Annotated in this window: 17 protein-coding genes; 5 read left to right on the top strand and 12 right to left on the bottom strand. The window is 69.5% G+C overall.

The window, feature by feature from the left end:
- Nucleotide 1: 1 nt before the first annotated feature.
- The 8 genes from J7E96_RS15965 to J7E96_RS15930 all read right to left on the bottom strand — a co-directional run bounded on the left by J7E96_RS15965 (nucleotide 2) and on the right by J7E96_RS15930 (nucleotide 6474).
- Nucleotides 2-955 carry an SMP-30/gluconolactonase/LRE family protein gene (locus tag J7E96_RS15965; RefSeq protein WP_374196685.1) on the bottom strand — a complete coding sequence of 318 codons (954 nt, stop codon included), beginning with the start codon at nucleotides 953-955 and terminating at the stop codon, nucleotides 2-4.
- A 124-nt stretch (nucleotides 956-1079) separates the two neighbouring features.
- Nucleotides 1080-1577 (bottom strand): hypothetical protein, encoded by a 498-nt coding sequence (locus J7E96_RS15960; RefSeq protein WP_215131963.1) that lies wholly within the window; start codon nucleotides 1575-1577, stop codon nucleotides 1080-1082.
- Nucleotides 1578-1738: 161 nt separating this feature from the next.
- Nucleotides 1739-2056 (bottom strand): helix-turn-helix transcriptional regulator, encoded by a 318-nt coding sequence (locus tag J7E96_RS15955; RefSeq protein WP_215131961.1) that lies wholly within the window; start codon nucleotides 2054-2056, stop codon nucleotides 1739-1741.
- Nucleotides 2057-2308: 252 nt separating this feature from the next.
- Entirely contained in the window at nucleotides 2309-3076 is a 768-nt protein-coding gene (locus J7E96_RS15950) for a succinate dehydrogenase iron-sulfur subunit (RefSeq protein ID WP_215131959.1), read from the bottom strand.
- On the bottom strand, nucleotides 3076-4830 hold the full coding sequence (gene sdhA, locus J7E96_RS15945; protein WP_215131957.1) for a succinate dehydrogenase flavoprotein subunit: 1755 nt from the start codon (nucleotides 4828-4830) through the stop codon (nucleotides 3076-3078). Before sdhA ends, J7E96_RS15950 begins: the two co-directional genes overlap by 1 nt.
- 22 nt (nucleotides 4831-4852) lie before the next feature.
- Nucleotides 4853-5329 (bottom strand): succinate dehydrogenase hydrophobic membrane anchor subunit, encoded by a 477-nt coding sequence (locus J7E96_RS15940; protein ID WP_215131955.1) that lies wholly within the window; start codon nucleotides 5327-5329, stop codon nucleotides 4853-4855.
- 7 nt (nucleotides 5330-5336) lie between these two features.
- Nucleotides 5337-5717 (bottom strand): succinate dehydrogenase, cytochrome b556 subunit, encoded by a 381-nt coding sequence (gene sdhC / locus J7E96_RS15935; protein WP_214921237.1) that lies wholly within the window; start codon nucleotides 5715-5717, stop codon nucleotides 5337-5339.
- Between the two features lie 148 nt (nucleotides 5718-5865).
- The gene (locus J7E96_RS15930) at nucleotides 5866-6474 is read right to left on the bottom strand and encodes a 2-oxo-4-hydroxy-4-carboxy-5-ureidoimidazoline decarboxylase (RefSeq protein ID WP_374196687.1); all 609 of its coding nucleotides are present in this window, start codon (nucleotides 6472-6474) and stop codon (nucleotides 5866-5868) included.
- Between the two features lie 180 nt (nucleotides 6475-6654).
- On the opposite strand from J7E96_RS15930, the gene J7E96_RS15925 reads away from it, so the two are divergent.
- The 4 genes from J7E96_RS15925 (at nucleotide 6655) to J7E96_RS15910 (ending at nucleotide 10507) form a co-directional block, all read left to right on the top strand.
- Nucleotides 6655-8286: a glycoside hydrolase family 20 protein gene (locus J7E96_RS15925; RefSeq protein WP_215132051.1), complete on the top strand. Its 1632-nt coding sequence runs from the start codon at nucleotides 6655-6657 to the stop codon at nucleotides 8284-8286.
- 144 nt (nucleotides 8287-8430) lie between these two features.
- A complete protein-coding gene (locus J7E96_RS15920) occupies nucleotides 8431-9264 on the top strand; it encodes a DUF4328 domain-containing protein (RefSeq protein WP_215131953.1) in 834 nt (277 codons plus the stop codon).
- Nucleotides 9265-9304: 40 nt separating this feature from the next.
- Nucleotides 9305-9811 (top strand): hypothetical protein, encoded by a 507-nt coding sequence (locus J7E96_RS15915; RefSeq protein WP_215131951.1) that lies wholly within the window; start codon nucleotides 9305-9307, stop codon nucleotides 9809-9811.
- Nucleotides 9812-9919: 108 nt separating this feature from the next.
- Complete coding sequence (locus J7E96_RS15910) at nucleotides 9920-10507, top strand: hypothetical protein (protein ID WP_215131949.1); 588 nt, start codon at nucleotides 9920-9922, stop codon at nucleotides 10505-10507.
- Nucleotides 10508-10517: 10 nt separating this feature from the next.
- Here J7E96_RS15910 and J7E96_RS15905 read toward each other — a convergent pair whose 3' ends face one another.
- From J7E96_RS15905 to J7E96_RS15890, 4 genes are all read right to left on the bottom strand, one after another.
- Complete coding sequence (locus J7E96_RS15905) at nucleotides 10518-11258, bottom strand: hypothetical protein (protein WP_215131947.1); 741 nt, start codon at nucleotides 11256-11258, stop codon at nucleotides 10518-10520.
- A gap of 93 nt (nucleotides 11259-11351) precedes the next feature.
- A complete protein-coding gene (locus tag J7E96_RS15900; protein ID WP_215131945.1) occupies nucleotides 11352-14078 on the bottom strand; it encodes an FG-GAP-like repeat-containing protein in 2727 nt (908 codons plus the stop codon).
- Nucleotides 14079-14296: 218 nt separating this feature from the next.
- Nucleotides 14297-16750 carry an N-acetylmuramoyl-L-alanine amidase gene (locus tag J7E96_RS15895; RefSeq protein WP_215131943.1) on the bottom strand — a complete coding sequence of 818 codons (2454 nt, stop codon included), beginning with the start codon at nucleotides 16748-16750 and terminating at the stop codon, nucleotides 14297-14299.
- Nucleotides 16750-17220, bottom strand: coding sequence for an MmpS family transport accessory protein (locus J7E96_RS15890; protein WP_215131941.1), 471 nt, complete (start codon nucleotides 17218-17220; stop codon nucleotides 16750-16752). The genes J7E96_RS15895 and J7E96_RS15890 overlap by 1 nt, the downstream gene beginning before the upstream one ends.
- 330 nt (nucleotides 17221-17550) lie before the next feature.
- Between J7E96_RS15890 and J7E96_RS15885 the strand changes: the two genes are divergently transcribed.
- On the top strand, nucleotides 17551-19458 hold a 1908-nt coding region (locus tag J7E96_RS15885), incomplete at its 3' end, for a DNRLRE domain-containing protein (protein ID WP_308295981.1).

Below are 19458 nucleotides of genomic sequence, written 5' to 3'. Positions count from 1 at the left end.
GTCAGTGCGTACGGCGGATCCGAGGCGCGCCCGTCACGGACATCACCAGCGAGTACAGCGTCGTCGTGGCCGTGATGAACGCGCGGTTGTTCTTCGGGCCGCCGAAGGAGATGTTGGAGACGGTCTCGGGGACGAGGATGCGGCCGATGAGCGTGCCGTCCGGGTCGTAGCAGTGCACCCCGTCGTCCATCGCCGCCACCCACAGCCGCCCCTCGTCGTCGAAGCGGATGTTGTCGAAGCGCGCCCCGTTCCGGGCCTCGGCGAAGACCTTGCCGTCGGAAAGGGTGCCGTCCTCCCGTACGTCGAAGACCCGGATACAGCCGCCCCGCGTGTCGGAGACGTACAACTGCCGCTCGTCCGGGGAGAAAACGAGTCCGTTCGGCGCCTCGGTGCTGTCGGTGACGAGCCGGACCTCACCGGAGGACGGGTCGACCCGGTAGACGTTGCAGGAGCCGATCTCGCTCTCCGCGCGGAAGCCCTCGTAGTCGCTGGTGATCCCGAAGTCCGGGTCGGAGAAATAGATCGAGCCGTCGGAGTGCACGGCCGCGTCGTTCGGGCTGTTGAGCCGCTTGCCCTCGAAGCGGTCGGCGATGACGGTGATCCGGCCGTCGTGCTCGGTACGGCTGACGCGGCGGTTGCCCTGCTCGCAGCTGATCAGCCGGCCCTCGCGGTCGAGCGTGTTGCCGTTGCTGTGTCCGGCGGGGGAGCGGAAAACGCTGACGGCGCCGGTCATCTCGTCCCATCGCAGCATGCGGTCGTTGGGGATGTCGCTCCAGATGGCCTGCCGCCAGGCGGGCAGGTAGAGCGGCCCTTCGGCCCAGCGGCAGTCGTCGTACAGCGTCTCCAGCCGCTCGTCCCCGTTGGCGCACCGTCCGGTGCGGAAGCGTTCGTCCAGGATCTCGTAAATCGAAGTACGGCTGCCGGTGGAGGACATAGTTAAGCCCTTCTGCTTCATTTCTGAATGTAAGGCCGTCGGCCTTTCGGCGGGCGCGGTTGTACGAGATCGAGGGCGTCAGCGGCACCCGGGCGACGGTGTCGCTGGAGACGTTCTTCGAGCGCCCGGTGACACCGTAGGAGCCTCAGGCGCTCAGTGAGCGGGCGTAATTGATCTGACCCATGATCATGTGGAACGTATGCGGGCCGAGGGCCGGGACGACCGTGGAGTGGTGGCGCCCGCCGCTGGTCACCGTGATCTGGATGTAGCCGGTCGTCACCTTCTCCTTCATCAGGAGGAAGAGCAGACCGAGGAAACAGAAGACGAAGAAGACGACGGCCAGCACGACCGCGACCGTCGGCATCTTTTCCTCCGTCCGGGACATGTCGGTGACCGTCCACACCGCGCCCTTGAGCGGCATCGTGCCGGACGGGGTGACGATGGAGTCGGGCATCACGGTGATGTCACCGATCGACATGAGGGGCGCGGGCGCGTAACCCGCCGGCGGGCCGGTGTAAGGCATCGGCGTCCCCGGCAGTGTCGGCTGGTATTGCGGGTAGCCGTAGCCGGGGACAGGTCCCCACTGGTAGTTCCCGTTCGGATCGCCGTCCGCCGCGTACGGGTTCGGATTCTGATCGCTCATGATTCCCGGTGCTCCCCTGGACGCGCCTGCAATGCCCCTGATCCTGGCACAGGCGGCCCCGGTAAGGCCTGCTTACCGCGGACAAGTGCGCGCCCCGTCATCCGGCGTTGAGCCCTGCCCATTCACGGATCCGACTCTGTGAAGGGGGCTTACGGGGGCCGCTACGCCACGACCACCCGGGTTCCGTTGAAGTTGGCGACGATCTCCAATTCGCCGCCCAGCGCGGCAATGTACGCCGCCACCGTTCCCACCTCGGCGGAGGTAGGCTTGCCGCGCTCAATGGCAGATACGCGCTCCTGCCTCACGTGCATGCGGTCGGCCACTTCGCGCTGCGTGAGCCCGAGTTGTTTGCGCATCTCGGCGAGCCGGTGCGCGCGCGCCTCGGCCACCATGCGCCGGGCACCCGCGGAGATTTCTTCGAGGTCCTCGGTGTCGAAGACTTCGTGCTTGACCTCGTCCCAGGAGTGGAAGCTGGTCATTCTGCGCCTCCTTATGAACAGGACCCTGACTTCACTGGTCCCGGTCGAGCCGGGCCGTAGCTCGGTGCCAGGCCATGCGCCCTCATCCAGTAGTACGTTGACGTACTCGCCGCCGTCTTTTCGGTAATTGCCTCGGGATCACCCGAACGGGGAGCCGCAGGTGCCTGCGAACTGAGCACGGCGAGCATGGCAAAAGGCCCCGGCCCCCGGTTCTCGCCGGGGGCCGGGGCCTCGTACGTACACCCGAAAGGATTAGAAGCGACGCGTGATCAGCGCGCGCTTCACCTCCTGGATGGCCTTCGTGACCTCGATACCGCGCGGACAGGCGTCCGTGCAGTTGAACGTCGTGCGGCAACGCCACACGCCGTCCTTGTCGTTGAGGATCTCCAGCCGCTGCTCGCCGGCCTCGTCACGCGAGTCGAAGATGAAGCGGTGCGCGTTGACGATCGCCGCCGGGCCGAAGTACTGGCCGTCGTTCCAGAACACCGGGCACGAGGACGTGCACGCGGCGCACAGGATGCACTTGGTGGTGTCGTCGAAGCGCTCGCGCTCCTCGGCGGTCTGCAGACGCTCACGCGTCGGCTCGTTGCCCTTCGTGATGAGGAAGGGCATGACATCGCGGTACGCCTGGAAGAACGGGTCCATGTCGACCACGAGGTCCTTGAGGACCGTGAGGCCCTTTATGGCCTCGATCGTGATCGGCTTCTCCGGGTTGATGTCCTTGATCAGCGTCTTGCAGGCGAGCCTGTTCTTGCCGTTGATCCGCATCGCGTCGGAGCCGCAGATGCCGTGCGCGCACGAGCGACGGAACGTCAGCGTGCCGTCGGTCTCCCACTTGATCTTGTGGAGACCGTCGAGCACACGCTCCTTCGGGTCGATCTCGATCTGGAAGTCCTGCCACTCGGCCTCGGCGGAGATCTCCGGGTTGAAGCGGCGGATCCGGAACGTGACCGTGATGTACGGCGAGGGGACGGCCGCGGGCTTCGCGTCGTCGACCTTGTCCAGAGTCGGGGTAGCCATCAGTACTTACGCTCCATCGGCTGGTAGCGGGTCTGGACGACCGGCTTGTAGTCGAGACGGATCGACTCGGTGCCGTCGTCGCCGACCTCGCGGTACGCCATGGTGTGGCGCATGAAGTTGACGTCGTCGCGGTTCGGGAAGTCCTCGCGGTAGTGACCGCCGCGGGACTCCTTGCGCGCCAGGGCGGACACGGCCATGACCTCGGCGAGGTCGAGAAGGTTGCCCAGCTCGATGGCCTCCAGCAGGTCGGTGTTGAACCGCTTGCCCTTGTCCTGGATCGAGACGTTGAGGTAGCGCTCGCGCAGCTCGCCGATCTTCGCGACGGCCGTCTTGATCGTCTGCTCGGTACGGAACACCATCACGTTGGCGTCCATCGTCTCCTGGAGCTCCCGGCGGATGTCGTGGACCCGCTCGGTGCCGGTGTTGCTGCGCAGGAGCTCGACCTGCGTGACGACGAGCGAGGCCGGGTCCTCGGGGAGGTCGACGTAGTCGTGCGCCGCCGAGTACTCCGCCGCCGCGATGCCGGCGCGCTTGCCGAAGACGTTGATGTCGAGCAGCGAGTTCGTACCCAGACGGTTCGCGCCGTGCACGGACACGCAGGCGACCTCACCGGCGGCGTACAGACCCGGAACGACCGTGGTGTTGTCCGCGAGGACCTCACCCCTGACGTTCGTCGGGATGCCGCCCATGGCGTAGTGCGCGGTCGGCTGGATCGGGATCGGGTCCGTGTACGGCTCGATGCCCAGGTACGTACGGGCGAACTCCGTGATGTCCGGGAGCTTCGCGTCGAGCTGCTCCGGCGGCAGGTGCGTGAGGTCGAGGAAGACGTGGTCGCCCTCGGGCCCGCAACCACGGCCTTCGCGGATCTCGGTGTAGATGGAGCGCGAGACGACGTCACGGGACGCGAGGTCCTTCATGACCGGCGCGTACTTCTCCATGAAGCGCTCGCCGTCCTTGTTGCGGAGGATGCCGCCCTCACCACGGGCGCCCTCCGTCAGCAGGATGCCCATGCGCCAGATGCCCGTCGGGTGGAACTGGAAGAACTCCATGTCCTCCAGCGGCAGCCCACGGCGGTACGCCGCGGCCTGGCCGTCACCGGTCAGGGTGTGCGCGTTCGACGTCACCTTGAAGAACTTGCCGGTGCCGCCGGAGGCGAAGATGACGGCCTTCGCCTGGAAGACGTGGATCTCGCCGGTCGCCAGTTCGTAGGCGACAACGCCCGCCGACTTCTTGACCCCGTCGACCTCCTGCATGAGCAGGTCGAGGACGTAGAACTCGTTGAAGAACTCCACACCCTCCTTGACGCAGTTCTGGTACAGCGTCTGGAGGATCATGTGGCCGGTGCGGTCCGACGCGTAGCAGGACCGGCGGACCGGGGCCTCACCGTGGTTACGGCTGTGACCGCCGAAGCGGCGCTGGTCGATGGTGCCGTCCGGGGTGCGGTTGAACGGCAGGCCCATCTTCTCCAGGTCGAGAACGGAGTCGATGGCCTCCTTCGCCAGGATCTCGGCGGCGTCCTGGTCGACCAGGTAGTCGCCGCCCTTGATCGTGTCGAAGGTGTGCCACTCCCAGTTGTCCTCCTCCACGTTCGCCAGCGCGGCGGCCATGCCGCCCTGCGCCGCGCCCGTGTGGGACCGGGTGGGGTAGAGCTTCGTCAGCACGGCGGTGCGGCTGCGCTTCGTCGACTCGATGGCCGCGCGCATGCCCGCGCCACCGGCGCCGACGATGACGGTGTCGTACTTGTGAATCTTCATGGTGGTTGCCTCAGCCCCGCGCCTAGCGGATGTTCGGGTCGAAGGTGAAGATCACCAGCGTGCCCAGAAGGACGGTGAACACCGTGGCGGTGTACAGCAGGTTCTTCAGCCAGAAGCGGGTGTTGGGCCGCTCCGCGTAGTCGTTGATGACGGTACGCAGGCCGTTGGCGCCGTGCAGCATCGCCAGCCACAGCATGAGCAGGTCCCAGGTCTGCCAGAACGGCGAGGCCCAGCGGCCGGCCACGAAGGCGAAGCCGATCTTGGACACGCCGCCGTCCAGCACGAGCTGGATCAGCAGGTGGCCGAGGACCAGGACGACGAGCACGATGCCGGACAGCCGCATGAACAGCCAGCCGTACAGCTCGAAGTTCGTACGGGTGGCCTTGGGCGTCTTCTTGGTACGAACGCGCGGCGCTTCAATCACAGGAGCCGGGTTGTCCACGTCGTAGAGGCTTTCGCCTTCGACAGGACCGACTGCGGGAGTGGTGGTCTCAGACATCTCTGCGTCAGCTCCCGAAGACTTCGCGTACGGCATGGCCGAGCACGGGGTAGAGGGCGCCTGCCATCAGCACGATCCAGATGCCCATGACGGTCCAGAGCATCTGCTTCTGGTACCGGGGGCCCTTGGACCAGAAGTCCACGGCGACGACCCTCAGGCCGTTCAGCGCGTGGAACAGGATGGCGGCGACAAGGCCGTACTCGAGCAGGGCTACGAGAGGGGTCTTGTAGGTGGCCACGACATCGTCATACGCCTCGGGAGAGACGCGGACGAGAGCGGTGTCGAGGACGTGAACGAACAGGAAGAAGAAAATGAGGACGCCGGTGACTCGATGAGCCACCCAGGACCACATACCTTCCCGGCCGCGATACAGCGTTCCAGCCGGCACGGAAAAACCCTCCGGGAGCGGGGATAGGGGCCATGCCGGCTTCAGTGTCGGTCTGGCCCGGCCGGGTACGGTCCACCGGCCCCGGCCATCGTAGCGACGTGTTGTCGGTTCGTTCGCGCCGGGTCCACAGGTGTGATCAAAGTGGCAGTCAAACGGCCACGGACGGGCTATCGGGCCGGTCCGGGCAGCCGGTGTGGCCTGCGAGATCGGTGTTTGTCGTAAAAACGCCCGCAATCTGCGGATTGGAAATGAGATGGGCGAGCCGTCCCCTTGCCAGCCTGCGCAGCTCGTCGGCGGCGACCACCCGCTCCTCGTCCGCTTCGTTGCCCAGTCGTGACCGGATGCCCGTCAGGACCTGGTCGAGATGCTCCTCGGGGCGGACGCCGTCCAGGCAGATCACGAAGGCGTGGCCGAAGCTGCTCTCGTACGCCGCATGGGCCGCGCGCAGCGCGGTGTACGCGGCGGCCGGGGCGCCCTCGCCCGGGCCCGCCGGGGTTTCGCCGGTCAGCGCGTCGGCGATCTCCTCGCTGGACAGGTCGTACGCCGCCTCGTCGGCCGCGGCCAGCAGCGCGTCGAGGTCGGGGTACGGGCGGGTGTCGGCGATGCGCCGCGCCCAGCGCAGGCTGCGGCAGCAGGCGAGCAGGGCGGACTCGGCGGCGTCGGCGGGCGCGGCGTTGAAGCGGGCGAGGCCGACAGGGGGCGCCGGCCTGCGGCTTTGCTGGGGCAAGGCCGTACGTCCCGGCGATTCGCTGGACAGCGTGAGCTCCTCGGAATGGGGCAGGCGAGAAGGGTGGGGCGGATGGGTAGCAACGCTATCGACGCCAGGAGGACGCTGTCCGACGGATGCGCGAATATCACTCGAACGGGAGAGTTCGGACACACATACTGGAGGATTACTGGACGATTGGGGGGCTGATTGGGCATCGTTCGCCCAATGATGTCGCAATTCCGGGGGCCGCTGGCCGTAGCCGCCGTCTCCCTGATCGTCCCGCTCATCGCCACCGCCGCAAGCTCAGGACCGTCGGCGTCGTCGGCACCCGCAGAACCGGCAGCACAGCCGAAGAAGTCGGCGGCACCAGCAGCGCCGACCGCATCAGCAGCACCGTCGAAGCTCGCAGCGCCGTCCAAGCCGCCGGTGAAGGCCGGACCGACCAAGGCTCCCAGCGCCGTCCCGGCCGTGCAGGAGTACGAAGCCGCGACCGGCCCCGGCTGGCAGCCCCAGCCGTCCACACGTGTCGTCGTGGCGCCGGACAACAGCAAGGCGCTCGGCGACGAGGGCAAGCTCCTGGCGCAGGAACTCAAGCGCGGCTACTCGGCCGCCGGGTCCGGCCGCGCGGGCGACATCGAGCTGGCGCTGACGCCCGGCGGCGCGCCCGAGTCGTACACCGTCACTGTCCGTGACGGACGCGTGCGCGTCACCGGAGCCGACGAGGCCGGCGTCTTCTACGGGACCCGCACCGTCAAGCAGGCCCTGCGCGCCGACGGCCGCCTGTCCGAGGGCGTCGTACGCGACAGGCCCGCCAAGCCGCAGCGCGGCCTGATGCTCGACACCGCGCGCAAGCACTACAGCGCGGCGTGGATCGAGGACACCGTCCGCGAGATGGGCGACCTCAAGCTCAACCAGCTCGTCCTGCACTTCTCCGACGACCAGGGCTTCCGGATCTCGTCCGACAGCCACCCCGAGATCGTGTCCGAGCAGCACCTCACCAAGGCCGAGGTCCGGCGGATCGTGAAGCTGGCCGCGAGCCGCCACATCGCCGTGATCCCGGAGATCGACTCGCCGGGCCACCTCGGCTCGGTGATGCGCGCGCACCCGGACCTCCAGCTGCGCGACGTCAACGGCGTGCCGACGCCCGGCGCCATCGACATCTCCAACCCCGCCTCGGCGCGGATCGTCGACGATCTGCTGCGCGAGTACGCCGATGTCTTCCCCGGCCGGTACTGGCACCTCGGCGGCGACGAGTACCAGGCGCTGATGAAGCGGAACCCGGAGGCGTCGTACCCGGGGCTCGCCCGCGAGGCCGTCCGCAAGTACGGCCCGAACGCCAAGATCCAGGACCTGGCGACCGGCTGGCTGAACGACCGCGCCGCGACCCTTCGCCCGTACGGCAAGCACCTCAAGTCGTGGAACGACGGGCTGCACGCCGGCGGCGTCGTCAAGGCCGACCAGGACCGCGAGGTCGAGTACTGGACCGGCAAGGAACTGGGCGCGCGGCAGCCGGCGGAGTATCTGAGCGAGGGCCGCACGATGGTCAACGCCAACGACGAGTACCTCTACTACGTGCTCGGCGAGCCGAACACCTTCACCTATCCGACGGGCCGCCGGATCTACGAGTCCTGGACCCCGCTGGTCGTGCGCGGCACGGACCCGGTGCCGTCGCGCTACTCGGACCAGATCCAGGGCGGCCGCCTCGCCATCTGGGGCGACCTCCCGAACGCCCAGACGCAGGAGCAGGTCGCGCGCGGCATCCACCTCCCACTGCGCGCACTCGCCCAGAAGGTCTGGGACCCGAACACGCCCAAGCTGAGCTGGGAGGGCTTCAAGGCGCTGGCGGGGCGTACCGGCTGAGCACGTACGGCCTGAGCTGTGGATTCGTGATGGACGGCCCGGTCGGCGGCGGCGTATCTTCCGCATGCAGCCGCCGCCCGGCGTCCGCACATTCCTACGCCTCTGGGGAGGGGCGTCCCGGCGCTCTTGGGGGGCTGCCCAGTCATGCTGTGCGCGAACTGCGGTACGCAAAAGGCCACGACCGGTGAAGGGCTCTGCGACGGCTGCGTGATCGCCGCCGCCAACTCGGCGCCGCCGCCGCGTGCGCCCGCGGTGCCGCTGTCCGGGCCGACGGCGGTGCTCCGCTCGCCGGTCGGGCTCTCGTACGCCGTGGTGGCGCTGTTGGGCGCCGTCATCGCGGCCGACTGCTTCTCCCTCTTCGCGCTGTTCCGCTCCCGCGGTCTGTGGAGTGATCCGGCGTCGGAGGGCTTCACCGCCATCGCCGCCGAGGAGATCGACCGGGCCCAGACCCAGCTGCTCTGGTCGTCGCAGATATACACCCCCGTAGTGGTGGCGACGGCTGTCGTCTTCCTCGTCTGGTTCTTCCGGGTGCGGCGCAACGCCGACGTCTTCGCTCCGGACCTCCAGCGCAGAGGGCCGGGCTGGGCGATCGGCACCTGGTTCATCCCGATCGCCAACCTGTGGATGCCGCGCGGCGTCGCCGTCGACGTCTGGGCGGCGAGCAGGCGCGATCCGTACGGGCTGGAGACCGCGAAGAGGGAGCCGAAGCTCGTCCTCGACCTGTGGTGGACGGCATGGGTGGCGTCGTTGCTGTACGGCCGGTTCGCCACCAGGCGCTACGGCGCGGCCGAGGGGCCGGCCGACATCCGCGACGCCCTCGACCAGCTGGTCGTCGCCGACCTGCTCGACATCACGGCCGCCGTGCTGGCGATCTTCTTCGTACGCGCGCTGACCCGCATGCAGCACCTCAAGGCCACCACCGGGCCCGCTGTTTCAACTGAGCCGCCCGCGACGCGACTTGATGTGGGCAGAATGTGACAGCACTACAGCACTGTTGAGCGCCGTGGGGGAGCGGAGCATGGGTTTCTGGGGTTACTTCGTGGTGGGCCGCAGTGGGCGGCCGCTCGCCGAGCTGGGCGCGCTCGCGGACGTACGAGAAGGGCTGACGCTCCACGAGACGCGTGGGGACGGGTGGCAGGTGTGGGTGCGGCCCAGCGAGCCAGAGGTCGGTGACATGGGGGCGCTCGCCCGGGGCGTGTGCGGAGAGACGGGGATGCCCGCGCTGTTCGCGTTCGTCATGGACAGCGACTGCGTGGTTCTGGAGGCCGCCACCAGCGCGACGGCGGCCGGGTCCTGGTTCGGCTGCCTGGGGCGCGAGGCGATGGCGGGCTACCTGAGCGCCGACGGGCTGGTCCTGGAGGACCTGTTCCTGTCGCCGGAGAAAGCCGCGGCGAAAGCGGCGGAGTGGGCGGCCGCGACCGGGCGGACGGTGGCCCCGGGAGCACTGCTCGACGTACTGCGCGAAGAGGCGGATCCGGTGGCCGAGGAGCTCTTCGCGCGCTTCCTGGACCGGCTCGGGCTGTGATCGTCGGTGACCGGGTGATGAGCGCACTGTGACGTAAACGCGGCGCGGTACGCAGACGGAAGGAGAAGGTCCGCACCGAGCGGGCCCTGCAGTGCCGAGGGAGGCACCGTGACCCTGGTGGAACTGATCGGCCGCGCCGACGAACGGACCCTGGCGGCGAGTGCGGTGGCCTGCCTGGACCGCTGCCTGCCGCTGCTGGAGTACGTCGATGGTGCCGGGCGGATCGGCCTCGACACGGACGAGGCGCTCAGACCGCTGTGGGTCGCGGTCGAGGAAGGCGACGCGTGGCTCGGCCGGCTGCGCAGGGTCGCCGCCGTGGTGGAGCGGGTCGCCGGGGCCGCCCCCGGCGAACTGGCTGGCTTCGCCATCCGCATGGCCGCCGCCGTCCCCGCCGCTTACGACATGGCCGCGCTGCGCGAGTGGGCCGAGGACTGCTCGGCGGCGGTGCTGGAGGTCCATCTGCGGCTGGACGGGGTGGCGCCGGGCGGCGACGAGGCGCGGGTGAAGGCGTACCGGAACGGCGAGACCGACGGCATCACCCCGCTCACGGCCGGCGAACTGCGCCGCCAGTGCCAGCTCCTCGAAATGCTGTCCGAGGACTCGGGCGGCGGCCTGAACCACGCCCTCCAGCTCTCCAACGAAGGCAAGCGCGTGCTGCGGGCCGCGGCTTCGCGCCGGGCCCGCAGCAGCGGCTGACACCTCACGCTCAACTCGCGCCCTTGCCCGCGTGCTCCGCCAGCTTGGCGGTCTGGCTGTCGAAGAGGTCTTGCGGGAGCTTCGACTTCGACGGGTCGGTGAGGTGGATCGTGAAGAAGAGCGCCACCGTGTTGTCCTCGCGCACCGCTGTGAGGTGCATCGGGATCTGCGTGCCTCCGGCCTCGCCCGTCATTACCCAGGACACCGAGTCCTCGGCGGCCTTCGCACTGTCTCCCGGCTTCACCGAGACGTACTTGACCGTGGCGCCGCCGTTGTTGCCGCTGGTCGAGAAGCCGCCCGCGCAGTCGGTGACCGCCTCGCGCATGCTGTCGAGGGTCTGCTGGGCGCCCTCACCCTCGTACGAGAAGAGGCTGGTGGTGGTGGACAGGCCGGGCGTGGCACCGGAGCTGTAGCTGCGGCTGGACCAGGCCTTGGCCTCGGGGGTACGGGCCGTTCCGGAGGCCGTCGCGTCGGCGAGGGGGCCGCACTCCGGCTTGTCGGACTTGGGGCGGACGGGGGCCGGGGTGTTGTCCACGCCCTCGAAGCCCTTGGCGTCGGCGGGGGTGACGAGCGCTGCCTTCAGCTGGGCCGCCGTCAGGACCGCGCCGGCAGGCTGCTCCGCTGTCGGCTTGGCGTCCTTGGCGTCCTTGGCGGGCGCCGGGTCCGAGCTCGAACAGCCGGTCGCGAGAGCGGCCAGCAGGGCGGCGGCGGTGACGGCCGGGGCGAGACGGCGTGAGGTGAGGGTCTTCATGACTGCCTTCGGTAGGTGGGTAAAGGGGGAGGCAACAAAACCGGGGCCCCTCCTGGTCGGAGGGGCCCCGGGGGTGTGCTTGTGGGGCGGGTGTTACGGGTTGAGCACCTTGCCGATGTTGACGCCCGCCGGGGCGCCGAGCGACGTACGGCCGTAGTAGATGCCGGACGAGTTGACGACGCCCGACGTGCTGCTGTTGTCGAGCTGGAGGACGGTGCCGTTGTTCGTGTCCTCGCCGTCCGCGCCGATCGCCAGGTCCGCCCGGGTGTACCCGGACAGGTCGGTCAGCGAGACCGCAGAGCCGAAGCGGTCGTTGGCCTCGGCCGCGCCCGGGACACCCGAGGTGTCCTGGGAGTAGGCGACGGAGCCCGTGCCGGTCGGCCCCGTCGACGTACCGAGCAGCAGGAGGGTCTGGCCGGCGTTGGCGTACGAGACGCCGCTGCGGGTCAGGTCCTCGCCCGGCAGACCGGCGAGGATGTCGCCGTACCCGTCGAGGTTGACGTCGCCGATGGAGACGGACGCACCGAGGTCGTCACCGGTCTCGCCGCCGCCCGGGACGCTCGTCGTGTCCTGGTGGACGGTCTTGACGCCGGTGGAGGTGAGGCCGGTCGACGAACCGAACACGGCGCTTACCGCACCGCCCTTGGCGGTGTGACCCGACTCGGTGGCGGACGGCTGGCCGACCGCGAGGTCGGTGTAGCCGTCACCGTTGATGTCGCCGGAGGCCAGTGAACGGCCGCCCTTCGCGGTCAGGATGCCGACGCGCTGGAGTCCGGACGACGAGCCCTTCAGCCACAGCAGGCGGCCCGCGCCCGCCGGGTCGCGGTAGGAGACCGCCACGTCGGCGTAGCCGTCGCGGTTGAAGTCGCCGCTCGCGGCGGAGGCGTACGAGACTGAGCCGGTGTACGCCGCCGTGTTCAGGTAACCGTTCTTCGCGGCGCCCGTCTTGGAGTCCCAGGCCCACCAGCGGCCCGGCTTGCCCGGTGCGACGGAGAAGACGTCGGACTTGCCGTCGGCGTTGAAGTCGCCGGTGGCGACGGTGGCGCCGAGGGCTTCGCCCGCGGTACGGGTGGCCTCGGCGGTCCAGTACGACGTGCCGGAGGTGAGTCCGGGGCCGTACATGACGGTGACGGAACCGATGTTGGTCTGCGTGGACGTGCCGTTCTCGCCGGGCGCGCCGACGACCAGGTCCGCGAAGCCGTCACCGTTCACGTCGCCGTACGCCGACGAGGAACCGAAGCGGTCGTCGCCCTCGGAGCTGCCGGGAACGCCCGGGCTGTTCTGGTTCAGGCTGCGGCGGGACGCGGCGTCGGCGACCGGGCCGTCCGTGGAGCCGGGCAGCACGGTGATGGTGCCGTCGCCGCTCGCGACCTTCGGCGTACCGACGGCGAGGTCGGTGATGCCGTCCCGGTTGAAGTCGGTCGTCGGGATGGCGGAGTTGCGTCCCGCGCCGGAGGCGAACTTACGGATCGCCGGCAGCTTGCTGTACAGGTTGGCGCCCGGGCAGGCGGTGGCGAAGCCGTCGCGGTGACCGGAGATGGTGTTCAGCGTGGCCATCTGGCCCTTTTTGTACTTGCCGGTGTCGGCGGCCGCTTCCAGCGTGACCGTGCCGGTCGGGCTGACGCCGTACTGGCCGAGCTTCCAGGCGGCGACGCGCGCGGCCGAGTCGAGGGCGGCCTGGGTGGGCTTGCCCGTCTCGAAGTTGCCGAGCAGCGCGATGCCGGTGGAGTAGGAGTTGAAGCCGAAGGTGTGCGCGCCGAGGACGGGCAGGTCGGCGCCGCCCTCACGGCCTTCGAAGATCTGGCCGCACTTGTCGACGAGGAAGTTGTAGCCGATGTCCTTCCAGCCGTCGTAGCCGGAGCGGGGGGTCACGTGGTACGCGTAGATCGCCCGGATCATGGCGGGGGACTCGGCGCAGCTGTAGTTGTTCGAGTCGACCGTGTGGTGGATGAAGACGGCCTGGACCTTGTCGATGTACTCGGGGTCGCTGTAGTTCGTGGCGAGCGACTTGTCCGGGCCCCACGCCGCGCGCAGGGTCATCGGCGGCCGGGTCACGGTGGACGGCGGCGCGGTCGGGACGGTCGGCGTCGGCGTCGGCGTCGGCGTGGCGGTGTCGGTCGGCGTGCCCGTGGGGGTGGCCGTGTCCGTCGGCGTGGCCGTCGCGGTGTCGGTCGGCGTGGCCGACTCGGTCGCGGTGTCGGTGGGCTCCGGCTCCGTCGTCGGGACCGTGGTGGCCGTCTCCGTCGGGCTGTCGGTGGGCGTCGGGGTCGCGGTCTCCTCGGCAGCGAATGCCGCGCTTTGCGCGTCCGCGCCCGGCGCCTTGGCCTCCTTGGCCGTCACGCCCGGGTCCACCAGGGTCAGTTCGAGACCCTTCGGCAGACCGGCGGTCGCGGTGCCGTCGGCGCGCACGATGCGTGCCTCGACGGCGTCGGAGGGCCCGACCCACAGCGGTTCCGACATACCGGGCAGCTTGGCCTTGGCGTCTCGCTTCTCGGCCAGGTGCTGGTCGAGATGCACCTCCAGCCACTTGCCCCACTCGCCGGTCTCGCGGTTGCGCGTACGCACCTCCGCCTCACCGTCGATCTCCGCGTCCGGGTCGGCCCACGTGACACCGACCAGCGAGAAGGGGTCGGTACCGGTGCGCGGCAGCTCGCGCTTCTCGGTGCCGGTCCCCTTGAACGTGAGGGAGTGCACCTCGGCCTTGCGCGGCTTCAGTCCGTCCTGCGCCGGGTCCGCGTCGGGATTGGCGATGGCGACGGTTACCGCCCCTGCACCGCCGAGTACGACCGCGCCGACGGTCAGCCATGCTCGGCGTTTCATGCTCAGCGGTCTGTAGGCATGCGACTTGCGCGGGCTCAAATCCCTTACCCCTCATGAGAGTTCATTTGCGGCGCACCTCGCACGGAGGCCGCCTGTTTTACCCAGCGAGCCGTGCGGCGCAAACGTCACGCTGGTCGGCGGGGTTGTGGCGCAGATCACTGCGGCGGGGCGGGGCGACGGCGATGACCCGCCGCCCCGCCCCTGCCCCGCCGGCCCCGCTAAGGGGCCACTACCTCCCCGACGCGAGAGCCCGCGGACGCGCCGAGCGTCACCGGCCCGGCGTAGAGGCCGCTCGTCGGTACGATCCCGGTCGCGTCGGCGGCGAGCGCGAGCACGGTGCCGTCGCCGGTGTTCTCGCCGTCGGCTCCGATGCCGAGGTCGGTGTAGCCGTCGCCGGTGAGGTCGGCCAGGGTCACCGCCGATCCCAGGCGGTCGCCCGCCTCGGCGGCGCCCGGCATGCCGGGCTGGTCCGTGTCGTACGCCGCCGAGCCCGCCGCGCTCAGTCCGCCCGCGGAGCCCGGTACGCGCAGTACCGCGCCCGCGTCGGTGGCCGCCGTGGTGACGTCCTTGCCCGGAATGCCGGCCAGTACGTCGGCGTACCCGTCCGCGTCGGTGTCCGCGGCCGCGACCGAGGTGCCGAGCGCGTCGCCGTCGGCCGGACCGCCGGGGACGCCTTCGGTGGCCTGGTCGAGGACGGCTGCCCCGGTGCTGGTGAGGCCGGTGGCGGAGCCGTGGAAGGTGGCGATCTGGCCGCCGTTCGGTGCGCCGGGGCGGCCGACGACCAAGTCGGCGTACCCGTCGCGGTTCAAGTCGCCGGAGGCCAGCGACCGGCCGCCGGCGCCGTGCAGGACGGCGGGCGCGTCGGTACGCAGGCCGGTCGCGGAACCGGACATCACGACCAGGGGCGTCGCGCCTTCGGGCGTACGGAAGGTGAGGGCGGCGTCGTCGTAACCGTCGTGGTTGAAGTCGCCGGTGGCGACGTCGGCGTCCTGGACGGGGCCGGATGCCAGAGCCAGTGCGGTGGAGAAGGTGCGGTCGGCACCGTCGACGGCCCAGGCCCGGCCGCTGCCGGGCGCGACGGCGAGGATGTCGTCGCCGCCGTCGTGGTCGAAGTCGCCGGTGGCGAGCGCCTCGCCGAAGCGGTCGCCGCTCTGCCGCGCGCCGGCCGCGACGCTGATCATCGACGGCTGGGAGACGAACCCGTTCGCGGTGCCGCGCAGCACGGTCAGTACGCCTTCGTCGGTGGCCCCGGCCGTGATCTCCTCGCCCGGCGCGGCGACGACGAGATCCGCGAAACCGTCGCGGTCCACGTCCCCGTACGCCGTGGCCCAGCCGAACGCGTCACCGGTCTCCGAGCCGCCGGGCACGCCCGTCGTCTCCTGGTTGACCACGACCTTGTACGCCGTCTGGGGGCCGCTGCGCCCGCCGGGGACGACAGTCACCTGGCCCGCGCCGCTCACCGTTCCCGCGCTCGCCCGTGCGAGTCCGACGGCGAGGTCGGCGTGCCCTTCGCGGTTGAAGTCGCCCTGCGCGGCGGGTGTGTTCGCGGCGGAGGCGGCCGTTCGGATGGCGGGGAGGTCGGCGTAGAGGTTGCTGCCGGGGCACTCGGTCGGGTAGCCGTCGCGGTGACCGGAGATCCGGTCCATGACGACCTTCTGGCCCGCCGTGTACTTGCCGTTGTCGGCGCCGGCGGTCAGCGTCACGGTGCTGGTGGGGTTGTGCCCGTACAGGCCGAGCTTCCAGGCGGCGACCTTGGCGACGGACTCGCGGACGGCGGGTGTGGCGGTGGCGGTGTTGTAGTCGCCGAGGACCGAGATGCTGCTGGTGTCGGTGTTGAAGCCGTAGGTGTGCGCGCCCTGGACGGGCTTGTCGATGCCGCCCGCGCGGCCCTCGAAGACGGTGCCGCACTTGTCGACGAGGAAGTGGTAGCCGATGTCGTTCCAGCCCTGGCTCTTCACGTGGTAGGTGAAGATGCCCCGGATGAGCGAAGCGGACTCGGCGCAGGTGTAGTTGTTCGTCCCCGCGGTGTGGTGGACGAAGAGGGCCTTGGTGTCGGTCGTGTACGTCGGCGGGCCGCCGACGATCGACTCGTCGGCGCCCCAGCCGGCCCGCGAGGTGACGGGCGGCTGCGCGGCGGCGGTGGGGGCGGCGGAAGTCGAGGCTGAGGCGGTAGGGGTGGTCGCCGTGGCGGCACCCTCGGGGTCGACCAGTTCGACCCGCAGCCCGTCCGGCAGCGCGCGCTTTCCGGACGCCCGCAGCTGTACGCCGTCCGAGGGGCCGGTCCACAGGGGCTGAGTCCCGGCGCGCAGGCCGGGCTTGGCGTGCTCGGGCCCGCTTTCCGGCGTACGTACGTCCGTGTCCAGCGCGCGCCAGCCGGACCAGGTGCCGGTGCGGCTGTCCCGGGTGCGGACCTCGGCCGTACCGCCGAGCTGGGCGTACGGGTCGTCCCAGGTGAGGCCGAGGAGGCTGAACGGGCGGGTGGTGCGCGGCGCGAGCGCGCGCACGGCCGGGTCGCTGCCGGCCGGGACAGCGAGGGTGCGCAGGGTGCCGGACTTCGCGGGGGCGGTGGCCTGCGGGGCCGCGAACGCGGCGGGGCCGACGAGGCCGAGTGAGCCGGCGACAAGGGAGGTCGCGGCGAGCAGCACGACGCTGCGCGAGAGGGTGACGTTCATCAGCCGAGGCTCCCGTCGCCCTTGGGCAGCTCGCCGGTGCAGGTGGCGCGGCCGAACTTGCCCATGGCCATCGAGCGTTGGACGTGCTTGCCGCGAATGGCGAGGGTGCAACTGGCCTCGCCGCCCTTCTCGTCCAGGGTGATGTAGACGGTGGGCGCCTTGCCGACCGGCACCTGTACGGACTTCTTCCACGGCAGCTTCACACCGGACACAACGGTGGCGTCCCCGGCCTCGTTGCGGGCGAGGTAGGAGATGTCGGCGGTGCCCTCGCCGGTGACCTCGTAGGTCACCTCGGCGGTGGGGACGGCGCGGGGTTTCGGCTTGTCCGGCGTGTCGAGGATGCCGTAACCGACAAGACCGCCGCAGGCGACGAGAAGCGTCAGGGCGACGGCGATTGCGCGCCGGTCAATTCCCTTTGGCTCGTCCGTCGAAACCTCTGAATTTTCGACGATTTCCGTCGCTGGCGGCATGGGAGCTCCATCTTTCAATCGGCGGGGGAAATTCGGAACCGGCCGGTTATACACCAGGCGATCCGGCGCGCGCGAGCATGCGGAAGAAGCGGACGTATCCGAATTGTTCGGAGGGTTGACGTGACGCAGTCAACCTGACTAGACATCACCGTGCTCCTGGCCAGGGGTGATGGAACTTCACCCCGCAAGCCGGTCCTGCAATGCAGGACCGGCGTAATTGGCGTGCCCAGTTTTTCGGGCCGCCCCAGGAAGGGCATTGTGAAAATAAGGTTGGGGAGATTCATCTCCTGCCTTGTGGTGTCGGCGGTCGCAGGAACTGCGCTACCGCAAGTGGCTTATGCCGCGCCGGCATCCGGGGACGATGACGGCAAGGGTGTCGTCGATACGGTCAAGGGCTGGTTTTCGGACGACGACGAGCAACGGGAACTGGCCAAACCGCCGGTCGGCGGGAAGTTCGAGATACCGAGCCGGGAGAAGCTGCCGAAGGGCAAGAAGCTTCCGAAGGCCAAGCGTGTCAAGGAGCTGACGGGGCAGCGCACCGCGCAGGCCCGGTTCTGGGAGATGTCGGACGGGCGGGTGGAGGCCGAGCTGTCGGCCGTCCCGGTTTCGTACAAAGCCGGCAAGTCCTGGAAGTCGATCGACACCTCCGTCCGTGCGACGGACGCGAAGGGCTTCGACTTCGCCAACACCGCCAACTCCGGGCGGAGCTGGTTCGGTTCCGATCCGAAGAAGCTGATGCGCTTCGAGGCACCGGACGGCCGGTCGGTAAGCCTGGGTCTGGAGGGCGGCAAGAAGGATCTCGCCCCCACCTCCAAGGACGACACCGTCTCCTACAAGGACGCGGTGGCCGGTGCCGACCTGGAATACAAGGTGGGCCGGGGGCAGGTCAAGGAGAACATCGTCCTTGACGCGGCTCCTGCCGAGCCGGTGTCCTTCACCTTCACCCTGGGCACTGAGGGCCTGACGCCGAAAGCGCGCAAGGACGGCTCGATCGCCCTGTTCGGCGAGGCGCCCAACACTCCTGTACTGGTGATTCCGGCTCCGTACATGACGGACGCCAAGAAGGACAAGCTGTCGCCGACCGGTGGTACGTACTCCACCAAGGTCACCCAGAAGCTGACCCGCTCGGGTGACGGCAAGAGCTGGAAGCTCAAGGTCACGCCGGACGCCAAATGGCTTGCGGCCAAGGAGCGCCAGTACCCGGTGGTGATCGACCCGACGATCACCATCGCGCCGTCGCCGTCGGCGTCGCAGGACGTGATGGTCCTCTCCGATCAGCCGACGACGAACTTCAACTCCACCTGGAAGCTGTCGACGGGCAAGACCAACACGGGCATCGCCCGCTCACTGATCCAGTTCCCGCTGGACGAGATCCCGTCGGGTGTGAAGGTCGACGCCGCCCAGCTGGGCCTGTACTTCGACCAGGCCCACACCACCAACGCCAACAACGTGGACGTGGAGGTTCGCCGGGCCACGGGCGCCTGGGACGAGGCAGGCGCCACCTGGGAGAAGACCAGCGCGCTGCTGGGCGAGCAGTCCGCCAGCACGGTGCAGCTCGACGACGGTGATGTGGGTACCGCCGCGGTCGGCGAGTGGCCCAAGGGCGCGACGACCGGCGGCGCGGCCGTCAACGACGACTACGCGTACAACAAGAACACCGCGACCGGTGAGTCCTACACCTGGCAGCCGCGCATCGCGGACACGGCCGACTACAAGGTCGAGGTCCGTACGCAGGCACTGGCTGACGCCACGACGGTCGCCCCTTATACGGTCACCTCCGGTGAGGGCACGTCGACGCACACGATCAACCAGACCGGTACGGCGGCATGGAAGCAGCTGGGCACCAGCCAGCTCGACTTCGCCAAGGGCAACGCCGGCAAGATCGTGCTCGGTGACACCGGCGACTCCACGAAGAAGACCGTCGCGGACGCGGTCCGCCTGGTCAACGCCGCCCAGATCAAAAAGGACAAGGGCGAGTACAACCAGTGGCACAACTTCCGGGTCGCCGACACGGTCCAGAAGTGGGTGTCCGGGACCGCGGCCAACAACGGCTTCGTCATCAAGGCTGTCGACGAGTCCTCCACGGCGCCGACCGGTGGTCCGCGCTACGAGGCCGGTGACGGGGACTACGGCGGCGAGACGTCGACCATTCCGCGGCTGACCGTCAGTTACGGCAAGCTCGGCACCTCGCTGAACTCGCCGACCGTGGTGCACTCCACGGGCCCGGAGCTGTCCTGG

The organism is Streptomyces sp. ISL-96 (assembly GCF_018614035.1).
In the GTDB taxonomy this organism is placed as follows: Bacteria; Actinomycetota; Actinomycetes; order Streptomycetales; family Streptomycetaceae; genus Streptomyces.
The sequence above is the reverse complement of the archived record's forward strand: the minus strand, read 5'-3'. Positions and strand labels throughout refer to the sequence as shown.

Bases quoted from the DNA above. Each gene is read 5' to 3' on its own strand.
- J7E96_RS15940 (WP_215131955.1), bottom strand. From the start codon at position 5,329: ATGTCTGAGACCACCACTCCCGCAGTCGGTCCTGTCGAAGGCGAAAGC.
- J7E96_RS15915 (WP_215131951.1), top strand. From the start codon at position 9,305: ATGGGTTTCTGGGGTTACTTCGTGGTGGGCCGCAGTGGGCGGCCGCTC.
- J7E96_RS15895 (WP_215131943.1), bottom strand. From the start codon at position 16,750: ATGAACGTCACCCTCTCGCGCAGCGTCGTGCTGCTCGCCGCGACCTCC.
- J7E96_RS15900 (WP_215131945.1), bottom strand. From the start codon at position 14,078: ATGAAACGCCGAGCATGGCTGACCGTCGGCGCGGTCGTACTCGGCGGT.
- J7E96_RS15965 (WP_374196685.1), bottom strand. From the start codon at position 955: ATGAAGCAGAAGGGCTTAACTATGTCCTCCACCGGCAGCCGTACTTCG.
- J7E96_RS15960 (WP_215131963.1), bottom strand. From the start codon at position 1,577: ATGAGCGATCAGAATCCGAACCCGTACGCGGCGGACGGCGATCCGAAC.
- sdhA (WP_215131957.1), bottom strand. From the start codon at position 4,830: ATGAAGATTCACAAGTACGACACCGTCATCGTCGGCGCCGGTGGCGCG.
- J7E96_RS15955 (WP_215131961.1), bottom strand. From the start codon at position 2,056: ATGACCAGCTTCCACTCCTGGGACGAGGTCAAGCACGAAGTCTTCGAC.
- J7E96_RS15890 (WP_215131941.1), bottom strand. From the start codon at position 17,220: ATGCCGCCAGCGACGGAAATCGTCGAAAATTCAGAGGTTTCGACGGAC.
- J7E96_RS15925 (WP_215132051.1), top strand. From the start codon at position 6,655: ATGTCGCAATTCCGGGGGCCGCTGGCCGTAGCCGCCGTCTCCCTGATC.
- J7E96_RS15905 (WP_215131947.1), bottom strand. From the start codon at position 11,258: ATGAAGACCCTCACCTCACGCCGTCTCGCCCCGGCCGTCACCGCCGCC.
- J7E96_RS15920 (WP_215131953.1), top strand. From the start codon at position 8,431: ATGCTGTGCGCGAACTGCGGTACGCAAAAGGCCACGACCGGTGAAGGG.
- J7E96_RS15950 (WP_215131959.1), bottom strand. From the start codon at position 3,076: ATGGCTACCCCGACTCTGGACAAGGTCGACGACGCGAAGCCCGCGGCC.